Source organism: Acidobacteriota bacterium (assembly GCA_016713675.1).
Classification (GTDB): domain Bacteria; phylum Acidobacteriota; class Blastocatellia; order Pyrinomonadales; family Pyrinomonadaceae; genus OLB17.
Window position 1 is genome coordinate 2,802,562 of record JADJOS010000001.1, and the last position, 20,846, is coordinate 2,823,407.

Here is a 20,846-nt window from a genome sequence, read left to right on the forward strand (position 1 = left end):
CAAAACGCGGTGATAAATGATTAAATAACACGCGAGCGATGGAAACCAGCGAAAAAATAACTAGCCGCGACAACGGCAAACTGGTAGCGGCACGAAAGGTTCGCGAGGGAAAGGTTCGCTCGCAGATATTCATCGAAGGCCGCCGGCTAGCCGTCGAGGCATTGCGATCGGACATCGTTATCGACGAATGCCTGATCTCGAATGAATTCAGGGATGCCGGACTGATCGACGCCGTCCGAAACCGCACTCAAAACGTCGCGATAGTGGCCGACCGTATTTTCAAAACCATCGCCGACACCAACGAACCGCAGGGAATCGTCCTGATCGCCCGCCGGCCGTCGACAGCCGATCTTGTCGTCACAGACAATCCTGCAAAACTCAAGATTGTTCTCTTTTTGAATGAGATCAACAATCCGTCAAATTTAGGTGCGATCTTACGAACCTCTGAGGCCGCAGGCGTCGTGGGCGTGATCGTGTCAGCAAATTCGGCGGATGTATACTCGCCGAAGGCGATCCGTGCCGCGATGGGCTCGAGTTTTCGGCTTAAAATACGTGAAAATGCTTTATTTGAAGAGGTGATAGCCTGGGCAAACGAACGGGAATTGATAACCACGGCAGCTGATGTTTCCGCTACTTTCAGCTACGCCGACGCCGATTGGAGGCAGCCGCGTTTGCTGATCTTCGGCAGTGAAGCCCACGGCCTCAGTGTCGAACAGATCGCAAGAGTTGATGAGAAGGTGCTTATCCCGATGGAAAACGGCGTCGAAAGCCTAAATTTGGGCGTTTCGGCGGGCATTATCCTTTTCGAAGCAAAGCGTCAAGCCTAACGCGGCGTTGCGGCCTTGACTGGCTCCAATTCCTTTTTGAGAATGTTCTGAATGGTCGTATCGTTTGTAACGGCCATTGCCATCGCGACGTCAGATTCTATGACCTTCGCGTTCGACGGATCGGCTTCGGCCAGACGCCTTCGTGCCTCGGCAAAGGCATTCCGGGCTTTAGGATAATCGCCTGAGAGCATATACGCTCGTCCGACAAGGTAAAAATCTTCGCAATCCTGCGGTTGCGTGTTTTTCGACAGATATCCGGCCGGATCCTTGTCAACATCACGCCTGTTTTCCTCAAATGCACTTAGCGGAATATTGCGGGAACGCATCTCTTCGACTGGCGGCTTGGTCTCAACGGGAGCCGGTTTAAGGAAGAAATGATAAACGCCGAGACCGATCAGGGTTCCAACGACCAACATTCCAAGAAAACCGAGAATCGATCCGATCGACGATGATGGTTCCGGCACGGCACGGTCGGCTACGGTCCCGCCTGTTTCCTGGCCGAACATCGAAAAATTGTCTTCCTTCACAACAACCGGCGGTGGTTCGCTGTAAACAGGTGCCGCCACGACAGGAGCATGTTGGGAAACTTGAGCTTGAGCAATGGGCTCTTCGCGTGCCGGAACGAGAGGCATTTCGATCTCAGCAGTGTCGCTCGCAGTGAACGGGATCGTGTCGTGCAGGGCTGCATCATCGTTTACATTGCTATGCTCTGTCTCTTGGGCAATTGGCTCCGGCTCGAATTGTTCCTGAGCTCCGGCGGGCATAGTCAATTGTCTGGTTTCCAACTCGAGCAGATCCTCATCGTCACCGTTGAGATCATCCTGCGACGGTTGTGGAAATCGTGCTGTCGCGATGGTCATTTCTTCATCGTCGGGCAGCGAAAGCAGATCGTCGTTATCCGCGACTGCGCCCGCCGAAGTGTCCGAAACCGCTGCTCCGGAGCCGACCTCGACGATCACCGCGGTGAGGTTGTCCTCAGCACCCCGTTGAAAACATATAGTCTTTATTTGCTGACAGATAGTAGATGAATCTTCATCTGATGCAAGAAGTTCCGCAAGCTCGATATCACCGATGTGACGCGTCACACCATCGGAGCAAAGAAGGAACTTTGTTCCCGGGACGATCATGATCGTCTTCATATCGACCTGGACCGTGGGTTCCGCCCCAAGCGCCCGGCTGATAATATTCTTGCTTGGATGGTTTTCTGCCTGTTCTTCGGTCATTCGACCGGCACGGACCTCTTCGGCGACCATTGAATGATCGTCCGTCTCGCGGAAAAGCGTGCCCTCCGGGTCAAGACGGTAGAGCCGCGAATCGCCAACATGTCCAATGGTAGCAATATTTCCGTCGACGTGAAGGGCAACGACAGTCGTCGCCATCTTGGAAAGTTGACTGAGGTCGTTCGACATCTGATGTATCGCCGAATTGGCCTTTTCCAATGCGTCCTGCATTACATGTTCGACATCGGCACCGGCAGGGAAATTGGTGAAGGCCTCGCCAAGGATCTCAACTGCCATTTGCGAAGCGACTTCGCCCGCATTTGCTCCGCCAACGCCGTCAGCGACGGCAAAGATCCCTTTTTTGTTGATCTCGAGGAAAGAATCTTCGTTCTGCGGTCGCTTTTCGCTCAATCCGCGGTCGCTTACGGCTGCCGATCTTATGCCAAAATGTGTGTCCATGTTCGTGGTCTCCAAGTCCAGTTGTATCTATGCGTTAGCTGTTGTGGGCTCAGGCTTCACATTAGCTTGGTCTTTCATTCGGTCGATCGCATTCCGGTGCGAAAATGCCATCAGCATTCCCAGCATAATAAAGCTCGTGATCAGGCTAAATCCGCCGTGGCTTACAAACGGCAAGGTGATACCAGTCATCGGCAAAGCACGCGTGATGCCTCCGATGTTCACCAGTGCCTGGAATCCAATGAACGCAGCAAGGCCGATCGAACATAATTTGCTGAACATATCGCGCGAATCGCGAGCTGTTTGTACGCCTGCGCTGACGAAAACAATTAGGGCAAAGGTTACCAATAAACCACCGAAAAGTCCAAGTTCTTCGGCTAACGCTGCAAAGATATAGTCCGAATCGGAAACCGGTATTAGTTCTGGATATCCGAGCCCTAGACCGCGGCCGGTGTTGCCGCCTGAGGCGAGTCCGAACGTCGCCTGTGCAGGCTGAAAAGCTAATACGTCAAACCAGGCATCAACGTTGATCGTTTTCTGCAGGGACGGGTCTTCAGCGATCATCTCGGGCAGTTTTGGGTCGCGTTTTACAAGATCTTCGTAATAATCGTCATAGTCCTCTTTCCACCATTTCACCTCGGGGTCAGGAGGATTAAAACCGTCGAGCCACAGATGAAATCGCTGTTGGATGCGGTTCGGAAGCACGGCCTTGACCGGTGCGGCGATCGCGGGCAAGAGCGGGATCTTCTGCTGTGTCGCGAGCGGCAACGCACCGACGATCAAGATCGACATTAGCAGCACAACACTGCCGACGAGTACAAAACGCTGTGAAAAACGCCTGACCGCGACCACATACAGAGTGACATAGACCGATCCGAATACCATCATCTGCCCAAAATCTTTGAGTACAAAGAACGGTAAGAACGGCAGAATCGCCATAAAGACAAGCGGTAATACATCCTTAGCACGTGGAATGCCCCAGTAAGTCTTTGCGAGATTCTTGTACAAAACGGCCAAGATTGCGGCGAAACCGATCAAAAACGGTATCTTCGATAATTCCCACGGCGTCATGTTGCCAATCGATTTGCCCGCCCGTGAAGTGATAGCGGCCAAAAACAACGGGCCGAGAGTCAGCAGAACGACCAAGAATCCGTTGTCCTGCAAAAATCGCTGCACATCTTCCCGACGCATCGCGACAAAAATTGCGATCATGCAAAAGATACCGAATAGCGGTATCAGCGTTCGCCCTGAGGTGAAAAGAGCTGTGATGGATTCCTTAGTAGGACGAAATTTCTCCTGGTCGAGATCCACCGGAGCCGGCGGTGTGGCAGGAAGCCCCATCATTTGCTTCTTTTCGGCAGAGTAATTTTCCTTGATATAACGCATCTGTAGCGTCTGTATCTTTGCTTCGCGTTCGCGGGCGATGGCCTGCAGCTTTAAGCGGAGCATCGCACGGTCCTTTTCTTTCTCTGTCATCGATGAATTCTGGACTTTTTCACGTTCTACGCGGTCGATGTCGGCGACATATTCATTGTCCGAGAACAGGCGATACTGAACGGTTAAACCGATCGAAAACAGCAGGACACAGGCGGTATAGATCGTCCAATTACCTTGATATCTGAGGAATTTCTTGATGAGAACCGGCAGGAAAGCCAAAAATCCGATCAAACTGAGATTTCGCAAAGCCCCGAAGAATCCGGTCTCATAGCCGCGTATCAACGCGCCGTAATAGACCGAATAATGGGCGATGGCCGTCAGCAACACGATCAGTGCCAATATGAAAAAATGTGATGAGGTGCGGTTTTTCACTTTTTATCGTGGATTTTTCGTCGTTTTCGCCGGTGTCGGGGCCTTGGCAGCCGGTTTGTATTTGTCTCCGAGCAGCCCGAGATCACGCAGTTTAAGGATCAACGCCGCCGCGATCGGAGCCGCGGTTGTGCCGCCGTATGCAGAACCGCCGATATTCTCGACGACCACTGCGATCGCGACTTGCGGATTTTCGAGCGGAGCGATCGCCAAAAACCAACCGTCCCATCGTGTGAATTTCACCGGCTCATCGACCTCGACCCATTCACCGTTAACCTTTTTCCTCACCTTTCGCGTCTTCCTTGTACCGTCCGGGTTGTACACCTGCACCCCGTCCTTGTCCGCCGTTCCCGTTTTGCCGCCGGTCGTGATGCCGGTGCCGGCAAGTTTCGCCCTAACGACACCAGCAGTTCCCCCGGGCTCTTCGGTCACGGTCGACATAATGTCGCGGACCGTCGCAGCCTGCTGCTGCGTCAGAACTTGCGAGAACATCTGCGGCTGAATATCGGCTTCGATCTTTGGCTTCATTAGCATGCCTCTCAAATTTGCGGGTGCTGATGCTATCAAGGCCATCTGAAACGGGGTCATCTGTCCGGCCATTCCCTGACCCATACCTTCGACACCGAAATCGTAAAGGCTCAGCTCTTTGCCGGTGACGATCGTTGAACGTGCCAGTGCGATCGAGTTCGCGATCCGCGGTGTGCTAGCGTTCCAAATGTCTGAGAAAAAGCCCTGAGTTAGTGCTTCGGCCGGCGTTTCTACCGGCATGATACCTACGCTGCGGGCTGTTTCTGCCATCCGCTCGCGGCCAAGAAAATTCGCCATTTGCGAAAATATTGATTGCTTGATATCTTGAACGCTTCTTTTAAGAATACTTCACCACACGCATGGCAGCTGCCGCCCGCGTCACAGATCGGCCGCGAGCCTCGAAAAGGCGTATAGCATTCGGGTGCCGGCTTTCCGAGCAGCATCGTGCTTTCCTTTCCGGCCCGAAACGCCGAGATCATGGTGAAAGTCTTGAATGTCGAACCGGGAACATAGAACTGCCGGGTCGCCCGGTTCAATAGCGGTTCGTCGGCCTTATTTGCCTCAAGTTTGAGAAAACCATCGAGCGATTCGGCTTCCGTCAGCTTATATGACGGGTTCGAATACGCTGCGAGTACATCGCCTGTTTGCGGATTCAGCACGACGATCGCACCCTTTTTGCCTTCGAGCAGTTTCGCCGAATATGACTGCAGCTCGCGGTCGATCGTGATCCTTACGTCTTTGTTCTCAGGTTCGGGCTTTTTATATTTGGTCAATATCTCCCAGGCCTCGGGCATTGGGTCCGCTTCGCGCTTATATAATGTACGTTCAAGGCCGGGAGTGCCGCGTTCCGTCCCGAGGAGGTGTGCCATTTCCTTTTCGAGCGGGAATTCGCGGTTGAGGTGGCCATTCGGATCGATCTTGTAATAGGCAAGTGAGGCGTCGAGTTTGCCCGTACGGTCGAGCATCCAGCCGCGCAAGGTCGAAGAATTGATGCGTCGGTTTCGCAGATCTTTGTAGCTTAGAGCCTGAAGCTGGCCTTCGCTATCCGCGGCATATCGTGTCCAATATACCTGAAATCCGAAGACCGTGAATGCAAGTATAACGAACAAAAACTGCCATATCCACAAACTGCGGTTGGTGACGGTCTGGGTCAGTTTCTTTTTGACTGCTTTCGGCAGGCTTTGCTCGGCGGTGAATTTTGGGCGTCCAAAATTATCTACGAACGTAATGATCAGAAACGCGATAAGTACCGCGATGCCGATCAAATAGACGATCGAGAGGCCGGCGGGCGTGCGTTCAAGTACCTGACCGCCGAAGATCTGATCCGGTTTCAGCCATTTCGGCAGCTCAATGAATAACAACAACGATGAGTTCATTCTTTTGCTCCCGGCATCGGAATCGGTTTTTCGGCGGCTACCGGATCGGGCGTTACCAACGGCTTAAGTTCGAGAACAGTTTCCGGCATCCCGACATTCGGCCGAATTGCAGTTTCCGGCTCCTCAGCCCTTGGTTCGGCAGCAATATCCGGTTCTTCTTCTGTTTCACTTTCCCGTGATTTGCGATCTGCACCAAGCGTTTCCGCGACCTTTGCTGTATCGACAAATTCATCCTCCGCAGCCTCAGGCACTTCAGGCGACGTCCGGCTCTTGAATTCAAAACCATCGATCTCGACAGTGTCCATCTTCTCAGGTTCTTCGCCAACAACCGCAGGCGGCGTGATCACGGCACGCTGTATGTGTTCCAACGTCACATCGATCAGCCCAAACTTCACAACGTCGTCATTTTCGAGCAGATTCGCCTTTCCATACGCAATACGTTCACCGTTTATGAATGTTCCGTTGGTCGAACCCGTATCCGCGACCGACAATCTGCCTTCGGGCGTAAGTGCCAGCGTCGCGTGGATCTTCGAAATGCTTGCGTCGTTGATCTGCAGTCCATTGTCGCCGGTCCGTCCGATCGAGATCCGCCCGGAAGCAGGGAACTCGATCTTTCGTTCGATGTCCTGTCCACCAACTCTGAATCGAGCCGTGAAAATATCGACGGTCGAAGGCATCGCATGGATCTCGGCCAGCACCGACGAAACATCGACCGCCGGAACCGTTACATTCATCTCGACCTCGCGGTCGTCCTCGTCAAACTTGTCGAATCCGGCGAGCAATTTAACGCCATCGACAAAATAGTCGACCTTGACCTCTAACTCGACCGGAGCGTACGTGTAATAGAGCGAATCGTTTATGTGATCGATCGTGGCCGTGAGCAGTTCGTCTTGGAGGCTGCCGATGAGAGTTTCGCTTTCTGTCGAGAATTTATCCCATTGTATCTTGAGCTTGATCAGATGGGGCACGACTTTTCCTTTGCCGGGAATGTCGCGGGCCTCGGCGTCGAGGAGTTTTTTGATCCGCTCGATCAGTTCGCTGGTAGCCAGACTGCTAGACGGCGTCCAGCGACGTCCCGTAAGACGATCGAACGTGTCGCCGAGTTTGGTCAACACTCCGCGAAATAACCAATCGGCTAACGGCTTTTTTCTCGGTGAGATCCTTGTTTCAGACATTAAGCCAAAACTGAACGAATTCTTCTAATTGAAGACTGCGGTCATTTTAACGCAAAGACCGGTCAAAGAAAAGCAAATTGACCTATTGATTTAATGTGCACAACAATGTAAAATGTTTTTGGAATTCGTTGTACATTCCATCTTTCATCTACTAGAGCTTCCATATCCGAAATATTCGGAATAGTTATTTTTTTGGCCGCCGGGCGACATAGAGAATATGAGAAAAGTGCAAAAAAGTAGGCTGAGCAGCGAGTCCGGCTTCTCAATTATCGAGATACTTGTCGTCGTCGGCATAATCGGCATTATGAGCACTATCGCGATCTTTTATGCGACCAATCATAAAAAGGCCTATCAGCCCGATGACCAGGCATTGATGCTTGCCGACATGCTGCAGGAGGCGAGGCAAAGAGCCCTGACGCAGCGTCGGACGATGCGCGTCGAGGTAAATCTCGCGACAAATTCGGCCGTGCTCTACGACGAGAATACCAACGCGACCACATCCAGCGATGACGCCGCGATCAAGGCTATGAACCTCTTTGCTCCGACAAACGTCAAGGTGGACTCCCGTCCATCGCAGATCTCTTACAACCCAGCGGAACTTTTGCCCGTTCCAAATGCTGTTTTCAAGCCCAGCGTCTATACGCCGTCGGTAAGCCAGAGTGTATTTACGATACGCTTTTTGGCGAATGGATCGGCGGTCGACGCCGGAACCAACGCAACCGGAGCGGGGGCGGTCCCGACCGGAGTCACGCTCCATATTTGGGCACCAAAGAAGACCGACGCCACTCAATCTGAAATTGCCCGTGCCATAACGATCCTAGGTTCAACGGGTGTTATTCGTTTGTGGGAATTCGATCCTTCGTCGCCGGCTGCCAATAAATGGAAAGATTCGCGTCGGAGCAGCTCTTACGGAAGCTAATTGTAAAGGTTCCACAAACAAAGACCCGTACTTTTTTAGCCAGGTAACAAAAAATGCGAATTCGTAAAAAAGGTCAGGAAGGATTCTCTTACATCGACGTCATGATCGCTATTGTGATCTTGATGATCGGTATTTTGGCGATGGTCGGAGCACTTGCCGCCAATCTCGTTCGTTCGATGGAATCAGAGCGTCGGATCATGGCCAAGCAGATCGCCCTTTCGACGATCGAATCGATCGTGTCGGCCAAGGACATCAAGCGTGACGGCGTGATCGATGGTTGGGATTCGCTTCGCAATGTTATGTCATCGGTCCCCACCGGCGAGATAAACGGCATATTTGTCACCGGTTATAACCCTGTTCGTGTGGATGTCGGCTGGGATGGGGTCGCCGGTACTATCGACGATGCCTGTCCCGGCAGCGATCCATGCGTGGTCACGGGACGGACTACCAACTCAAGCGAACTTATGAAAGGGTTTCAACGCGAGATCGTGATCACGGACGTTGCTGACCCGGAACGCCCATCGCCTCCGCACGGTATCACTCGCCGGCGGATCGACGTGAATATCAAATATTTCGTAAATCAGGCGACTCGTCAGGAAACTGCCTCGACGATCATAACCAACTACTAGAGGAAACTACTGATGATCTCGAAACAAAATAGTCTGACCGCCGGCCGCGTCCGAAGCGCGTATAGCACCGAACGCGGTTTCAGCCTGCTCGAACTGATGATCGCAATGGTCATCTTTATCATTATCTCGGGTGCGATCTTCGGCCTGATGCAGCTTGGAAACTATGACCGGAACCGGGCCAGCCGCCGCAGCGACGTGCTCAAAAACGCACGCGTTGCCATACACATGGTTGGCCGTGACGTATTGAATGCCGGTCTAGGATATCACCGCCGCGGGGCTATTGTTCCCGATAATTTCAACACGACACGTCTGGGTGTCCCCGCCGATGTGGACAGCGTACGCGATATGGTCACATCGATCGTCAGCGGAAACAACCTTTACACCAACAATTTGAATACCGATACGAATGCAAGGACGGATTCGATCGCCTTTGCATACCGCGATGTTGATTTCAATGCCGGCAATGTTATCGACCTTTTGAGCGTCGGTCCCGGCAGCACGTCGGCAGTTGCCCGGTTGACATCAAAGACATCGACCGGATTTGCTGCTGCACAGATTTACGATCTGTTTTTGATCGAGTCCGACACTTCGCAGGTCCTGGCAATGACAACTGCGGTCAACGGTTCAAATACGATCGACGCCGCCTTTGGAGATCCGCTAGGGATAAATCAGGCGTTGAACGGCTCGGGCCAGGCAGGCAGCGTCCTGCGGCAATGTACATCAACAACTGATCAGAACTGCACGACATATTCGGCAACGGCGAAACGGGTCTTTTTGGTCGGCTACCGTGTAAAACCGGATGGCACATTGGTTCGCCTGATCTACGGCAACAACCGAGGGGCCGGTGCTTCTGCACAGGTGCAGGAACTGCCGCTGGCGTATAACATTGAAGATCTCCAGATCAAATACATTCTTGAAGACGGCCAGACAGCCGACAATCCCTCGGTCGGAGCTGACGGCATCGTTGGCACGACCGACGACGATTGGCAGGGTTTCAACTCGATCCGTCAGATCATGATCACGATCAAGGTCCAATCGACCGAGAACGACGAAAAAACAGGCCGGCCTGAATCGATCGTCATGACATCGACGTTCAGCACCAGAAATTTGGGATATGACGCAGGTTAACAGCTAGAGGTTTAATTGAAATGATGAAACGGGCAAGAAATTTACGCAGTCTATTATTTTCGCGGATCCGTGCATCCGTAGATGTCATAAATTCCAGCGAGCAAGGTTCGGCGATGGTTATAGCCTTGATGGTGATGATCCTCCTGATGGGCTTCGTCGCTCTTGCCGTTTCGCGAACCAACAGCGAAACGGTCGCTTCGGCAAATGACGAAGCCGAGACCAAGGCGTTCGAGGCAGCCAACGCGAGCCTTGAGATCATGACGCGAAATTTTAACAAGGTGTTTGAGACGAAGCTCACCTTTTCGACGACAGACGAGACCCGTATCGAATCACAGCTCCCGCCCGGATTCGATACGATATATGATTTTACACAAACCATCACTCAGACACAGGCAACAAAGGACGTCATCCTCACGGGTGAGTTCTTTCAGGGCTTAAATGCACGCCGCGACGAATGGCAGCTCGATACCGTCGCTCAGCACAAGCAGAACGGCGTACAGGTCGCCCTTCGCCGTAAATTCCTCAATAATCGGGTCCCGATCTTTCAGTTCGGCATTTTTTATGATGACGATCTTGAGTTCCACCCCGGGCCGCGGTTCGATTTTGGCGGCCGCGTGCATTCGAACGGATCGCTGTTTTTACAGGCTGGTGATGGCGTTTATTTTTCTTCAAAAGTAAGTACGGCAAACCACGTATTTACTGATGTCTCAAAGAATGGTTCGCCGTGGACGAATTGGGATGATGACGTGTACATCAAGAACGCTTCCGGAAACTACGTTCAATTGCAGTACAACATGGGCAGCGTTTTGAACACGGTTGTCAACGGAGCTCCGGTCACAACGTCTCCTCTTCCAACGGCCTACAAATCGAATAACTGGAAGACCAATTCAAATCTCTTTCAAGGAAATCTGCTCGCAAATACCAAGCCGCTGCAGCTGCCGATCAAGCTTAACAGTGATATCACGGGCACCAACCTCGACATGGTCGAGGTCGTCAAACGCGGCAAGAATGTTGGCGATGTGTATAACGACGGAACCGGCACAGTGTCTGCTCCCGACCTATCTGCTGTGACCGAGGCAACCTCTGACGACAAGGTCACCGCCGCCGAACGGTATTACAACAAGACAGGTATCCGCGTATCACTGGCTGACAGCAAAGTTAAACTGCCCGGCTGTGCGACAACAATGGCAACCGCGGTAACGACGCCTTGCGGTATCAGGCTCGACGGCGATTCGACCGGATTGATCTCCGGGCCGATCACCGGCCCCCGAGGTTATGTGCCGCGTGCGATGCAGGGAACACCGGCATATCAGGCAACTAAGGTCAACGGCGACCGGTTCAACACCGGCGGCGGGCGCGAAACCTGGATCAAGATCGAGACCGTGGTTTACAACGCTGCCACTATCGCCTACGACACGCAGGACATCACACAAGATATATTGGCGCTAGGTTTGACCGATCCGCCGCCGGCCAACACTACTTTCAGCATCACGGATGCTAATTACAACACCAATCTCATTGACCGCCGTGCGATCATCAATATTCAGCGTTATGTGATCGAGGGTCCCAATCTGCCTAATACCGGCTATGTCTCGGCCGCTGGTTCAGGAGCGACGGCATACAATTACGTTACTCCGGGGACGGTTTCAGCGAGTACCAGCTCGTGTGCCACTGCAACGACCGGATTTACCTCGGGCGGCGACACTACACAGATCACCGGTTCGCCCAACTACTTTCCCGGCAATTTCATCTCGGATCATCGTTCGTCAATGCGAAACGCTACGGTCCTTGGCGGTCCGGGAGCCGGCCGCACATGCGTAGTACCTTTCCGATCAATATGTTCGACACCCGTGAGGGCCTGTATAACGACACTTCCACCGTTTTCAGTCCAACGGCATCATATGGCGCAAATGTTCCCTGGGCAGGCGTGATGAGCATGATCGACATCGACGTTGCTAATCTTCGAGCTTTCCTTAACGGCACATACGACACCAGAATGCCGACGGGGACGCCCTATGCGATCGCCACCGGTCACGTCCTGCGTTCGACCGATATTCCGCAAACCAACGGCTGGGTCTTTTATGTGTCTGACCGCCGCGGAGATTTTGATTTTGACGGTGAATACGACATGGAGGACATCTACGGCAATAATGACGGGATCCGGCAGGATGGTGAGGACGTGAACCGAAACGGTACACTTCAGGCGGATTTCTCAAACGAAGCCGTTCGATACACGGGCACCGGTAGCAACATCTCCGGTGATATCGCCGCTGTTTTCGATCACAAATTCTATCGCCGCGGGGTCCGCCTGGTCAACGGAACACTTCCTCCGGGAGGCTATAACGCAACAACCCCGGCGAATACCAAGGGAATTGCATTTGCTACGGAGAACGGGATCTACGTCCAGGGCAATTTCAACGCGACGGGCATTTCGTCGGTTGGTACACCAACGGCAGCTAATCTATATTTGCCGCAGGGAACTAACAACGTTCCGGCATCGGTCACGGCAGATTCGATAACGATCCTTTCAAACGCATGGACCGACGGAGCCAGCTTCGTATATCCGTTCAGCCTGAGAAACCGCGTTGCGTCCGAAACCACTCAACGTTTTGCAATGCTGGCCGGCGACACGCTTACCACGCTCAACGGTACGCCTAACCAAGGCGGCGGTGACCCGCGATTGAACGGCGGCGTGCATAATTTCCTGCGTTTCCTCGAACAATGGGGAACCAGGTTCAACTATTCAGGTTCGTTGATCAACCTCTTTAATTCGCACAATAACAACGGCGCATTCAAGTGCTGTAACCATGTCTATGACCCGCCCGAAAGAAACTGGGTGTTTGACGCCACATTCCTCGACGTCAACCGCCTGCCGCCCGGCACGCCTTACTTCCAGAACATCCAGATCACGGGTTTCCAACGCGTGAACTAGGTTACTTAAGACCTCTTTTCCATTTGGCCGCGAGTTAACGCTCGCGGCCGTTTTTTTGTTCCTCACTCGATATTCTAAGCAAAACATCTTCGCGTGGCTTTTCCGAACTTTGAACATATAATGTCGTATTGTGATTGTGGTGTTTTCGCGGCGTTCGTTTAATTTAGAATGAGAGAATTGAGCCTTAATAATTGCCGTATCGACAAACGGTACGACATTCGCGAAACGCTCGGCCGCGGCAGCTATGCGGAGATATTTCTCGCGGCTGATACGCTCGCATCGCCGCAATCGCCCCACAGCCAGGTAGTGATCAAGGCTCTCAACGTTTTTCTTCAGGACGATCTCGATTCAGACCTGGAACGCACGCTTGTCGAAAATTTCCAGAATGAGGCGATCGCGCTCGATCGGGTTCGCCATCCGAATATCATTAGCCGTATCGGCCACGGCACGGCCCGAGACCTCAAAGGCACAGTTTTTCATTATCTCGTTCTCGAATATCTCTCCGGCGGCGATCTGCAGAATGCCGTTCGAAAAAGGGAACTCCCGCTCATACAAGTTCTCAATTATGTCGAACAGATCTGTGCCGGCCTCGGTCACGCACACCGTAACGGCATTATTCATCGCGACATCAAGCCGCAAAATTTGCTGCTGACGGCGGACCTTGCGACCGTGAAGATCGCTGACTTTGGCGTGGCGAGATTTTCGGTCGCTGCCTCGCCGATCACCCGTGTCGGGACGAATGTCTATGCTCCGCCCGAGCACAGCCCAATGACGGCTGGCGGCAGCGATGCGTTCGACGAGGCTCCGCTAACGCCTGCCGCTGATATATATTCGCTCGCGAAATCGATATATACGCTAATCACACGCGAGGCTCCGCGTGGCTACGCAAACCGCCCGATCGACGACCTGCCAGCGGCTTTTCGATACGAAGAGTGGGCCGACGACCTGATCCGTGTATTGAAACGGGCAACGCAATCTGATCCCGGCATGCGGCCGCAAACGGTAGAGGATCTCTGGATCGATCTGTCCGCCGTTCGACGGATCGCCGCCGACGGCGAAGAAAGCACCGTCATACGCTCAAGAACCGCTGAACCACAGCCGCATGTTGCCCGCGGTTATACGCCGATCGTGCCCGAACAGCCTAATTTTGAATCGGTCGACGAGGCCCGTATCGATACGCCACCGCCGACCGTTCGAACTCCGCTCGAAATTAACATTCCGCGGCCCGTCATGCCCCCGGCTCAAAAAGGTAGGCAAACGGTCGCATTTTCGCCATACGCTCCGCCGATGAAGACCGCTATCGGCGGTGCAAACGCGGCTGCCGTCGCCGAAAAACCGAAAAGGAAGAGTAGAAAACTGCGGGCATTCGCGATATTTCTTGTATTGATAGCGTCCTTCGGCGGTATTCTTTACGGGACGGCAAACTACATGCGCGGGCGTGTGAACCTGCCCGAAATTCGTAATCCTTTCAAGGTGCAGACCGCCGTCGCAAATACTGACGTCTTTTTACGTCAAGGGCCGAACGCCGACACTGACAAAATAGGCTTGGTAACCAAGAGATCTAGGGTTAAGATTGTAAATTCACAAAATAACTGGTATCAAGTTGATGTGATCGAGCAAGGCCAGGCGAGGAATACTCCGCTCACCGCAACACGCGGCTGGCTCAACGGCAAATTTCTCGATATCGACAATAATTAAGAAATGAGCGTACTCAACAAAGTCAGAAGCTGGATAGACGGCGATTCTTCGGAACGAGCCCTCGAACAGGCCGCCCGTGACGCCCAGGTAAAACCGCGCAGCAAGGCCGAGGAATTCATTGTCAAGATCGCACGCGAAATCGAAGGCGTGATGCAGTCCGAGATGGTCCCGCTGCCCCAAGGTACGACGATCATTCCGAGCGAATACACTATTTTCCTCAGTGCCGAAGACGACAAGGAATGGCAGGGCGTCAAGCGAAAAGGCCTCGAACAAGGCCTTTATCACATCCTCGCCGAACGTGCGAAAGAGATAGCTGGGAAGAAAAAGCTTGAGACAAAATCATTTATTATCGAGCTTCGGATCGACGGCACGCTCGAAAAAGGCGACTTGCGGGTGCAGCACAGCTGGGAAGAATCGGCCAGCAACAAGACAGGCGTTCTCGCCCGGCCCAAATCGCTGCCGCAGATCCCGCCGGTTCCCGCGACTCCGATGGCGCAGCAGCGGCCTGTGGTCCCGGCAACAAATCCTAATCTGAAACCGCCGACCGAACGCATGCCGGCGTACAATCCGCCAGCCGAGGCTCCGCCGACCATGCCGCGGGCCAAGATCGCTCAGGCCGTGCCGCTCGGCACCGACGACAGCGAAGAGATGACTCAGGTCGCCAACCGTATGACCGAGCTTTACCGGCTCGAAATATGGCGCGGCGGTGTACGCCAAAACGTGGTTCCGATCTATCAGAACGAGATCGTCATAGGCCGGGGTTCCAAATCAAAACCGGTCGACATACCGCTTTCAGGCGATGTCGAGATCAGTCGCCGGCATTTGTCTTTGGTAACCGATGGAGTGGGGAATTTCTGGGCTGTGAACGAAGGCCGTAACCCGGCCGCGGTCAATAATTACGAGCTGCCGGCCGGCCAACGCATCGCCGTCACGCCTGGCAGTTCATTGAATGTTTGCAGCTATATGCTCAGGATCCAGCCTAAATAGCGGTTACCGTTCGTAAAGTTCACGCTCGACCTGAGGCAAGAATGTCTGCCGCAAGCGTTCTGCAAGCGACTTGGCTTCCCGCAGATTGTCATTGTTTTCAATGATGCTGCCCTGGATCGATGACAGCAACTGAGTCAGACTGGACCGCTCGCTCAAAAGTTTTTGTTTTCGATTTTCGCGAAGTTCTTCAGTCTCGGTTGTACCTTCAAAGGCGGTGCTGTTGTTGAGATTTCGCGGCCTCAGATCGATCTCTATCTGAGCAAGCCGATTACGGCTCGAATTTAGTTTTTCGGTCAATTCAATTTGAGCTTTTTGAAAATTAGCTACGCGTTGTTCGCTTCTCGACAGCAACTCCATTCCGAGAACAAGCTGCTGCTGTTTCTCGGTAAGTGTTAATCCCGAAACCTTTTCCCATTTGTCGACAAATGCTTTTAGAGTATCGTTCAGCGACCGTACAGACGACGTGATCTTGGTGACATCCGCTGCGAGTGATGCCATCGGGTCGCGATATACGGTCGAGGAAGGTGTTTGGGCCACGGCGTTGACGGCTGCACAAGCCAATACGGAAAGGATAAGACAGGTTTTGTTCTTCATTACCATCCTCCGAGATCTTTGAAAATTTATTTTGTCACGCAATTACTAGAGATTTGTTGCGTAAGATCCATCAAAGGTTGGCAGATCGCCCCACTCGACGATACTGATGAGCTCGGCGGCGGTCGTTTCGACCATTCTGCATATATATTCCGAATAATTGAATAATGCTGTCGAGGTCTCAAATTCGTCCTGATCGAGCACTTGATAGCTCATATCGGGCCAGACAACGATGTCGATATCGAGATCTATGTAATTCAGCTCGCCGTCAACGAATGTCGGCGGCATATTGATATTGCAATAATAATTCCGCAGCGTACCGTTGGCCTCGTGAAAACGAAAGATGTTGTACCATCGGTCCAGCCAGTAATATTCGTACGAGATGGTACCTTTTTTGATATTACCGAGCTCGCGATGCTCGACATCACGGTCAAAAGTGCCGACGAAAACAAAAAGCGGATCGTTTCGTTCAACGAGTTCGCATTGCCAACTGCGTCGAACGGTGCCGTCATATGCGAGGGAATTGACTGTGACCGGCTTATTCTGCATCAGGCGTGCGAACGACCAGCACCGAACAATGGGCATGATGGACTACCGAATTTGAAACAGAGCCAAGCAGCAATCGTTCCCAACGCTTATAGCCGTGCGATCCCATGACGATCATATCTGTTCCCGTTTCTTCGGCTGTTTCGACGATGCGGCTGTCCGGCGAACCAAACAGAACATCGCCGGTGATGACGACGCCGCCGCTGCCAAAATGTGCCTTCAGCGTTTCGGCGGTTTCGGCGATCACCTTTGCGGCGTTCTCTTTTGCGGATTTTTCCAGCTCCGTCGTATCGGGCAAATAGCCGCCATATATATCGATGGACATCGGCACCGCCATATCGACGACGCTGATCAAATGGATCGAATCGCCCGCTCCGAGGCAGAGCTTCATGACCATTTCGGCTGCTGCGGTTCCGTGTTTTGTGCCGTCGGTTGCTAATAGTATCTTCATTTGTGGGTCCTCCGTTGGATTGAAAAATTATTCGTTGCCGGTGACGGCCTCACGGCCCGTGTAAGTGTTACGCAATTTGCCGAGCAGTTCGAAAAGGATCAGTCGTTCCGTTTCTGAGAGTCCGACAAGGCAGCTCTCCTCGAGCTCGATCCACTGTGATTCGATCTGGGACCGGATCGCGGATCCGCTTTCGGTGAGAAATATCCGCGTCGAACGCCCGTCATCCTCGAGCCGTTCGCGGCTGACGAGATTGATCTCGATCAGGCCGTTGACCGTCTTGTTGACGGTAGGGGCCGATAGGTTGAGACGATTGGCAAGGTCGATCTGACGCTGGCCGTCTCGATCCCACAGTTCGAGCAGGATAAATATCTGCCCGCTGTGCAGGCCGATCTGGCCCATCTGACGTTCGAGGGAATTTCGAAACGCGGTCGTGACCTTAGCCAGCAGGTAGCTGACGGTCTGTTCAAAGTCGATCTCTGCTGCCATAATTGCCATTGCCATTGGGCTAATAATAAACGATTAGCCGTCTATTTAGAAGTGATTAGCGGCCTGATAATTAACAGTTAGCGTGCTAAGTATAGATTATTAGCACGCTAACAATCAACAGTTAGCCTGGTATGTTTTTCTTTGAAGCAGGCTAAGATAAATTTATGAACGATAGCGAAAAACTCAAAAATGCACGCAATTTGTTGCTTAAACTGCATAAAGTCATGCTCGATCGCGAGCGTGAGGTCTACGAAGGCATCAACGGGCCGCTTAAACCGACACAATTCTTAAACGTTTTGCTGGAAGATTTGGATTTCGACTGGCTTAGAAAATTCTCGATGCTGATCGTCGAGATCGACGAATTGTTCGCCGCTAAGGACGGAACGCCGGCGGAAATGGTGAGTGCGAACCTGGCGAAAGTCGAAGAACTCATCGAAATGCGTGAGCATGATGAGTTCTTTAAAGCAAAATACCAGTTCTCACTGCAAAGCGTACCCGAGGCAGCGGCTTTGCACAGCGAGATAAAGTTGGTTCTTACCAGTTAGCGGCCGCTCTTTTTCCAATCCGACATAAACCCTTCGAGGCCCTTGTCCGTCAATGGATGTTTGACGAGCTGAGTGATCACCTTGAAGGGAATCGTCGCGACATCGGCTCCGGCGAGTGCGCAGTCGACGATATGCATCGGATGGCGGATCGATGCGGCAAGCACCTCGGTCGCGAAACCGTAATTGTCATAGATTTGGACAATATCGCGGATCAGCTGCATTCCGTCCTGGGCTATGTCGTCGAGGCGGCCGATGAACGGCGAAATATAGCTGGCACCGGCCTTCGCTGCAAGCAATGCCTGAGCAGCAGAGAAGCACAGCGTAACATTGACCTTCGTGCCTTCCTCTCTAAAGGTCCGGCAAGCTTTGAGCCCGTCGAGCGTCAGCGGCACTTTGATCACGACATTGTCCGCGATCTTTGCGAGTTCTCGCCCTTCGCTTAGCATTCCGGCGGTATCGAGAGCCGTAACTTCGGCGGAAACATCGCCCTTCACGAGTTCGCAGATCTTGGCGATATGTTCTTTGAAATCAACATCGCCTTCCTTTGCAACCAGCGAAGGATTTGTCGTAACACCATCGATCAAACCCAGCTCGACCGCTTCTTTGATCTCGTCTAAATTTGCTGTATCAATAAAGAATTTCATAATTTCATTGCATAGGCCCGCACGTTTGTGGGGGCGTAACATTCAAGCCAAGGTGTTCCGCAAAACTCCTATTCCCTCAATTTCCACCTCACAAACATCTCCGTTTACCATCCTGGATACTCCCGAAGGTGTTCCGGTGGCGATCACGTCGCCTGCGATGAGGGTCATCATGTTTGAGATATATCGTATCAGATGAGCGACGGGGAAGACCATCTGCGAAGTCCGACCATACTGCTTAACCTCACCATTTACGCGGCAAACAACTGAAATGTCGGTGATATCAAGCTCCGTCTCGATGTGCGGGCCGATCGGGCAAAAGGTGTCGAACGACTTACCGCGGGTGAATTGTACATCCCTTTTTTGGATGTCGCGAGCAGTTACATCGTTGAGACAGCTATATCCCAAAACATAGGGTGAAACATCAGCATCACCCGCTAAATCCTTACAGTTCTTAGATATAACCACTGCAAGCTCACCTTCATGTTCAACTTGAGAAGATACTTTAGGTATGACGATCGAGTCACCATTCAGGATCAAAGCCGACGGAGCCTTGAGGAATAGCAGCGGCTCAGTGGGAACGGCATTGCCGAGCTCAGCCGCGTGTTCGGCATAATTGCGGCCGACGCAGACGATCTTTGATGGTTTGAAATCAGGGCCAATAGGGATCTTCATATCTTCTTATGCACACGCCCGTACGTAAGTAAGGGCATAACATCCAAAAAAAGCTCGTCTCTTCCTGACTTAAATGCGGGTTTGCTCATTACCTGATCGAGTCTGAAACCACAACCGACGGTTCGCTTACATTGCCGGCCTTGTCAGTAGCCGTGAGATAATAGTAATAGGTCTTGCCCGATTCGACCTTTTCGTCTTTGAACGTATTTGTTTTGAGCAATTACGGCGTCAAACGCTCCCATTTGTCCTTTTCAAGGTCTGGGTCCGTCGTGCGGTAGATCTTATAACCGACGATGTCTTTCTCAGGGTTTACTGCGAAAAAGATCGAGATCAGGTTTTGGCCGGCTGCCAGAGTGATCGCGGTCGGAGCCGATGGGGCGAACGTGTCCGTCGCCTTAAACTTGAGAATATTCGACTCGGTACTCTCTACCGGCTCAGCCTTGGTACCGATCGAAACTGCTCGGACGAAGTAGAAATAATCCTTCCCGAACTCGAAAAATTCGTCATCATAGTTCGCAACAGTTATCGGCGATCTGTTCAGCAGTTTGCCCGGTTCCTTTTCCGAATTAGATCGATAGATATTGTAACCAAGCACGCTCGCGGGCGTTGAGCCGTCCACATTCACGGTCGGGGCGAGCCATGATAATTTGATCGCATCTTGCGAAGGCTCGGCGGACAATTCACTTGGGAACGAGGCGACGTTGGCTGTCGGTTCGATCATCAAGAAATTGGAATATGACGCTTTTTGTCCCGAATTATTGGCCAGCCGTATCGCGTATCGAAGCCTTACCTGCTGGCCGACAAACTGCAGAGCATCTGTGTACTGCAGCGTTTTCATGCCGAAATCGTCATCGGTGATCTTGAGCGTTGCGATGAGATTGCTTTGTGATGAAAACTCTTCTTCTGTGAGTGCGAGCGGCGAGTTGACAGGTTCGGCGAGACGGTAGATATCGGCGCGGTCGATGTTAAGAATGCTGTCTTTCTTTGCATTGCGGGCAGGCATCTTCCACGAGATGATTATTTTGTTCCCTCGTTGGAAACCGTCGATCTCAACACGCTGTTCCACACGATCTATCGGCGGCAAAGGCGGCTTACGCTTACCGCAGCCTGCTGCAAATACTGTGACGAGTAGAATAATGACAGGCAGGTATCTAACCACATAGGACACATAGGTCACATAGGGATTTAGAGTGAATTTTACGGTCTTTTGCGTGGTCATCTGAATCGCGA

Annotated in this window: 21 protein-coding genes; 9 read left to right on the forward strand and 12 right to left on the reverse strand. The window is 52.4% G+C overall.

The annotated features are described in order from the left end of the window. The first annotated feature begins 38 nt into the window (after window positions 1–38). A complete protein-coding gene (locus tag IPK01_12900; protein ID MBK7934357.1) occupies window positions 39–827 on the forward strand; it encodes an RNA methyltransferase in 789 nt (262 codons plus the stop codon). Here the strand turns inward: IPK01_12900 and IPK01_12905 are convergent. The 5 genes from IPK01_12905 to IPK01_12925 are packed head-to-tail and all read right to left on the reverse strand — an operon-like array spanning window position 824 to window position 7,388. Then, complete coding sequence (locus IPK01_12905) at window positions 824–2,506, reverse strand: protein phosphatase 2C domain-containing protein (protein ID MBK7934358.1); 1,683 nt, start codon at window positions 2,504–2,506, stop codon at window positions 824–826. The genes IPK01_12900 and IPK01_12905 overlap by 4 nt on opposite strands. A 27-nt stretch (window positions 2,507–2,533) precedes the next feature. Next, window positions 2,534–4,312, reverse strand: a complete 1,779-nt coding sequence (locus IPK01_12910) for an FtsW/RodA/SpoVE family cell cycle protein (protein MBK7934359.1) — start codon at window positions 4,310–4,312, stop codon at window positions 2,534–2,536. 3 nt (window positions 4,313–4,315) lie between these two features. Further along, window positions 4,316–5,134 (reverse strand): hypothetical protein, encoded by an 819-nt coding sequence (locus IPK01_12915; GenBank protein MBK7934360.1) that lies wholly within the window; start codon window positions 5,132–5,134, stop codon window positions 4,316–4,318. Next, entirely contained in the window at window positions 5,083–6,213 is a 1,131-nt protein-coding gene (locus tag IPK01_12920; protein MBK7934361.1) for a hypothetical protein, read from the reverse strand. Before IPK01_12920 ends, IPK01_12915 begins: the two co-directional genes overlap by 52 nt. Next, the gene (locus IPK01_12925) at window positions 6,210–7,388 is read right to left on the reverse strand and encodes an FHA domain-containing protein (protein MBK7934362.1); all 1,179 of its coding nucleotides are present in this window, start codon (window positions 7,386–7,388) and stop codon (window positions 6,210–6,212) included. Before IPK01_12925 ends, IPK01_12920 begins: the two co-directional genes overlap by 4 nt. A gap of 217 nt (window positions 7,389–7,605) precedes the next feature. Between IPK01_12925 and IPK01_12930 the strand changes: the two genes are divergently transcribed. The 7 genes from IPK01_12930 to IPK01_12960 all read left to right on the forward strand — a co-directional run bounded on the left by IPK01_12930 (window position 7,606) and on the right by IPK01_12960 (window position 15,681). Then, complete coding sequence (locus IPK01_12930) at window positions 7,606–8,307, forward strand: prepilin-type N-terminal cleavage/methylation domain-containing protein (protein ID MBK7934363.1); 702 nt, start codon at window positions 7,606–7,608, stop codon at window positions 8,305–8,307. A gap of 53 nt (window positions 8,308–8,360) precedes the next feature. Further along, complete coding sequence (locus IPK01_12935; GenBank protein MBK7934364.1) at window positions 8,361–8,936, forward strand: hypothetical protein; 576 nt, start codon at window positions 8,361–8,363, stop codon at window positions 8,934–8,936. 12 nt (window positions 8,937–8,948) lie between these two features. Next, entirely contained in the window at window positions 8,949–10,064 is a 1,116-nt protein-coding gene (locus IPK01_12940; protein MBK7934365.1) for a prepilin-type N-terminal cleavage/methylation domain-containing protein, read from the forward strand. A gap of 20 nt (window positions 10,065–10,084) precedes the next feature. Beyond that, window positions 10,085–11,995, forward strand: a complete 1,911-nt coding sequence (locus tag IPK01_12945; protein MBK7934366.1) for a pilus assembly PilX N-terminal domain-containing protein — start codon at window positions 10,085–10,087, stop codon at window positions 11,993–11,995. After that, window positions 11,995–12,996 (forward strand): hypothetical protein, encoded by a 1,002-nt coding sequence (locus IPK01_12950; protein ID MBK7934367.1) that lies wholly within the window; start codon window positions 11,995–11,997, stop codon window positions 12,994–12,996. Before IPK01_12945 ends, IPK01_12950 begins: the two co-directional genes overlap by 1 nt. 168 nt (window positions 12,997–13,164) lie before the next feature. After that, window positions 13,165–14,694 (forward strand): protein kinase, encoded by a 1,530-nt coding sequence (locus tag IPK01_12955; protein ID MBK7934368.1) that lies wholly within the window; start codon window positions 13,165–13,167, stop codon window positions 14,692–14,694. A gap of 3 nt (window positions 14,695–14,697) precedes the next feature. After that, window positions 14,698–15,681, forward strand: coding sequence for a DUF3662 domain-containing protein (locus IPK01_12960; GenBank protein MBK7934369.1), 984 nt, complete (start codon window positions 14,698–14,700; stop codon window positions 15,679–15,681). A gap of 3 nt (window positions 15,682–15,684) precedes the next feature. On the opposite strand, the gene IPK01_12965 is transcribed toward IPK01_12960, so the two are convergent. From IPK01_12965 to IPK01_12980, 4 genes are read right to left on the reverse strand one after another with little or no spacing between them, the layout of a single operon-like run. Beyond that, complete coding sequence (locus IPK01_12965) at window positions 15,685–16,275, reverse strand: hypothetical protein (protein ID MBK7934370.1); 591 nt, start codon at window positions 16,273–16,275, stop codon at window positions 15,685–15,687. 45 nt (window positions 16,276–16,320) lie between these two features. Continuing rightward, the gene (locus tag IPK01_12970; GenBank protein ID MBK7934371.1) at window positions 16,321–16,857 is read right to left on the reverse strand and encodes a DUF402 domain-containing protein; all 537 of its coding nucleotides are present in this window, start codon (window positions 16,855–16,857) and stop codon (window positions 16,321–16,323) included. Continuing rightward, on the reverse strand, window positions 16,811–17,269 hold the full coding sequence (locus tag IPK01_12975; GenBank protein ID MBK7934372.1) for a universal stress protein: 459 nt from the start codon (window positions 17,267–17,269) through the stop codon (window positions 16,811–16,813). Before IPK01_12975 ends, IPK01_12970 begins: the two co-directional genes overlap by 47 nt. Window positions 17,270–17,296: 27 nt before the next feature. After that, window positions 17,297–17,770: a winged helix-turn-helix transcriptional regulator gene (locus tag IPK01_12980; GenBank protein MBK7934373.1), complete on the reverse strand. Its 474-nt coding sequence runs from the start codon at window positions 17,768–17,770 to the stop codon at window positions 17,297–17,299. Window positions 17,771–17,919: 149 nt separating this feature from the next. Between IPK01_12980 and IPK01_12985 the strand changes: the two genes are divergently transcribed. After that, on the forward strand, window positions 17,920–18,300 hold the full coding sequence (locus tag IPK01_12985; protein ID MBK7934374.1) for a hypothetical protein: 381 nt from the start codon (window positions 17,920–17,922) through the stop codon (window positions 18,298–18,300). Here IPK01_12985 and fsa read toward each other — a convergent pair. From fsa to IPK01_13000, 3 genes are all read right to left on the reverse strand, one after another. Continuing rightward, complete coding sequence (fsa, locus tag IPK01_12990; GenBank protein MBK7934375.1) at window positions 18,297–18,944, reverse strand: fructose-6-phosphate aldolase; 648 nt, start codon at window positions 18,942–18,944, stop codon at window positions 18,297–18,299. The two genes, IPK01_12985 and fsa, sit on opposite strands and share 4 nt — an antisense overlap. Window positions 18,945–18,986: 42 nt before the next feature. After that, complete coding sequence (locus IPK01_12995; GenBank protein ID MBK7934376.1) at window positions 18,987–19,616, reverse strand: fumarylacetoacetate hydrolase family protein; 630 nt, start codon at window positions 19,614–19,616, stop codon at window positions 18,987–18,989. Window positions 19,617–19,836: 220 nt separating this feature from the next. Beyond that, window positions 19,837–20,835 carry a fibronectin type III domain-containing protein gene (locus IPK01_13000; GenBank protein MBK7934377.1) on the reverse strand — a complete coding sequence of 333 codons (999 nt, stop codon included), beginning with the start codon at window positions 20,833–20,835 and terminating at the stop codon, window positions 19,837–19,839. Window positions 20,836–20,846: the final 11 nt, after the last annotated feature.

Excerpts from the sequence above, each read along its gene's own strand:
- IPK01_12900 (MBK7934357.1), top strand. The coding sequence starts at position 39 with ATGGAAACCAGCGAAAAAATAACTAGCCGCGACAACGGCAAACTGGTA.
- IPK01_12905 (MBK7934358.1), bottom strand. The coding sequence starts at position 2,506 with ATGGACACACATTTTGGCATAAGATCGGCAGCCGTAAGCGACCGCGGA.
- IPK01_12915 (MBK7934360.1), bottom strand. The coding sequence starts at position 5,134 with ATGGCGAATTTTCTTGGCCGCGAGCGGATGGCAGAAACAGCCCGCAGC.
- IPK01_12920 (MBK7934361.1), bottom strand. The coding sequence starts at position 6,213 with ATGAACTCATCGTTGTTGTTATTCATTGAGCTGCCGAAATGGCTGAAA.
- IPK01_12925 (MBK7934362.1), bottom strand. The coding sequence starts at position 7,388 with ATGTCTGAAACAAGGATCTCACCGAGAAAAAAGCCGTTAGCCGATTGG.
- IPK01_12930 (MBK7934363.1), top strand. The coding sequence starts at position 7,606 with ATGAGAAAAGTGCAAAAAAGTAGGCTGAGCAGCGAGTCCGGCTTCTCA.
- IPK01_12935 (MBK7934364.1), top strand. The coding sequence starts at position 8,361 with ATGCGAATTCGTAAAAAAGGTCAGGAAGGATTCTCTTACATCGACGTC.
- IPK01_12940 (MBK7934365.1), top strand. The coding sequence starts at position 8,949 with ATGATCTCGAAACAAAATAGTCTGACCGCCGGCCGCGTCCGAAGCGCG.
- IPK01_12945 (MBK7934366.1), top strand. The coding sequence starts at position 10,085 with ATGATGAAACGGGCAAGAAATTTACGCAGTCTATTATTTTCGCGGATC.
- IPK01_12950 (MBK7934367.1), top strand. The coding sequence starts at position 11,995 with ATGAGCATGATCGACATCGACGTTGCTAATCTTCGAGCTTTCCTTAAC.
- IPK01_12955 (MBK7934368.1), top strand. The coding sequence starts at position 13,165 with ATGAGAGAATTGAGCCTTAATAATTGCCGTATCGACAAACGGTACGAC.
- IPK01_12960 (MBK7934369.1), top strand. The coding sequence starts at position 14,698 with ATGAGCGTACTCAACAAAGTCAGAAGCTGGATAGACGGCGATTCTTCG.
- IPK01_12965 (MBK7934370.1), bottom strand. The coding sequence starts at position 16,275 with ATGAAGAACAAAACCTGTCTTATCCTTTCCGTATTGGCTTGTGCAGCC.
- IPK01_12970 (MBK7934371.1), bottom strand. The coding sequence starts at position 16,857 with ATGCCCATTGTTCGGTGCTGGTCGTTCGCACGCCTGATGCAGAATAAG.
- IPK01_12975 (MBK7934372.1), bottom strand. The coding sequence starts at position 17,269 with ATGAAGATACTATTAGCAACCGACGGCACAAAACACGGAACCGCAGCA.
- IPK01_12980 (MBK7934373.1), bottom strand. The coding sequence starts at position 17,770 with ATGGCAATGGCAATTATGGCAGCAGAGATCGACTTTGAACAGACCGTC.
- IPK01_12985 (MBK7934374.1), top strand. The coding sequence starts at position 17,920 with ATGAACGATAGCGAAAAACTCAAAAATGCACGCAATTTGTTGCTTAAA.
- fsa (MBK7934375.1), bottom strand. The coding sequence starts at position 18,944 with ATGAAATTCTTTATTGATACAGCAAATTTAGACGAGATCAAAGAAGCG.
- IPK01_12995 (MBK7934376.1), bottom strand. The coding sequence starts at position 19,616 with ATGAAGATCCCTATTGGCCCTGATTTCAAACCATCAAAGATCGTCTGC.
- IPK01_13000 (MBK7934377.1), bottom strand. The coding sequence starts at position 20,835 with ATGACCACGCAAAAGACCGTAAAATTCACTCTAAATCCCTATGTGACC.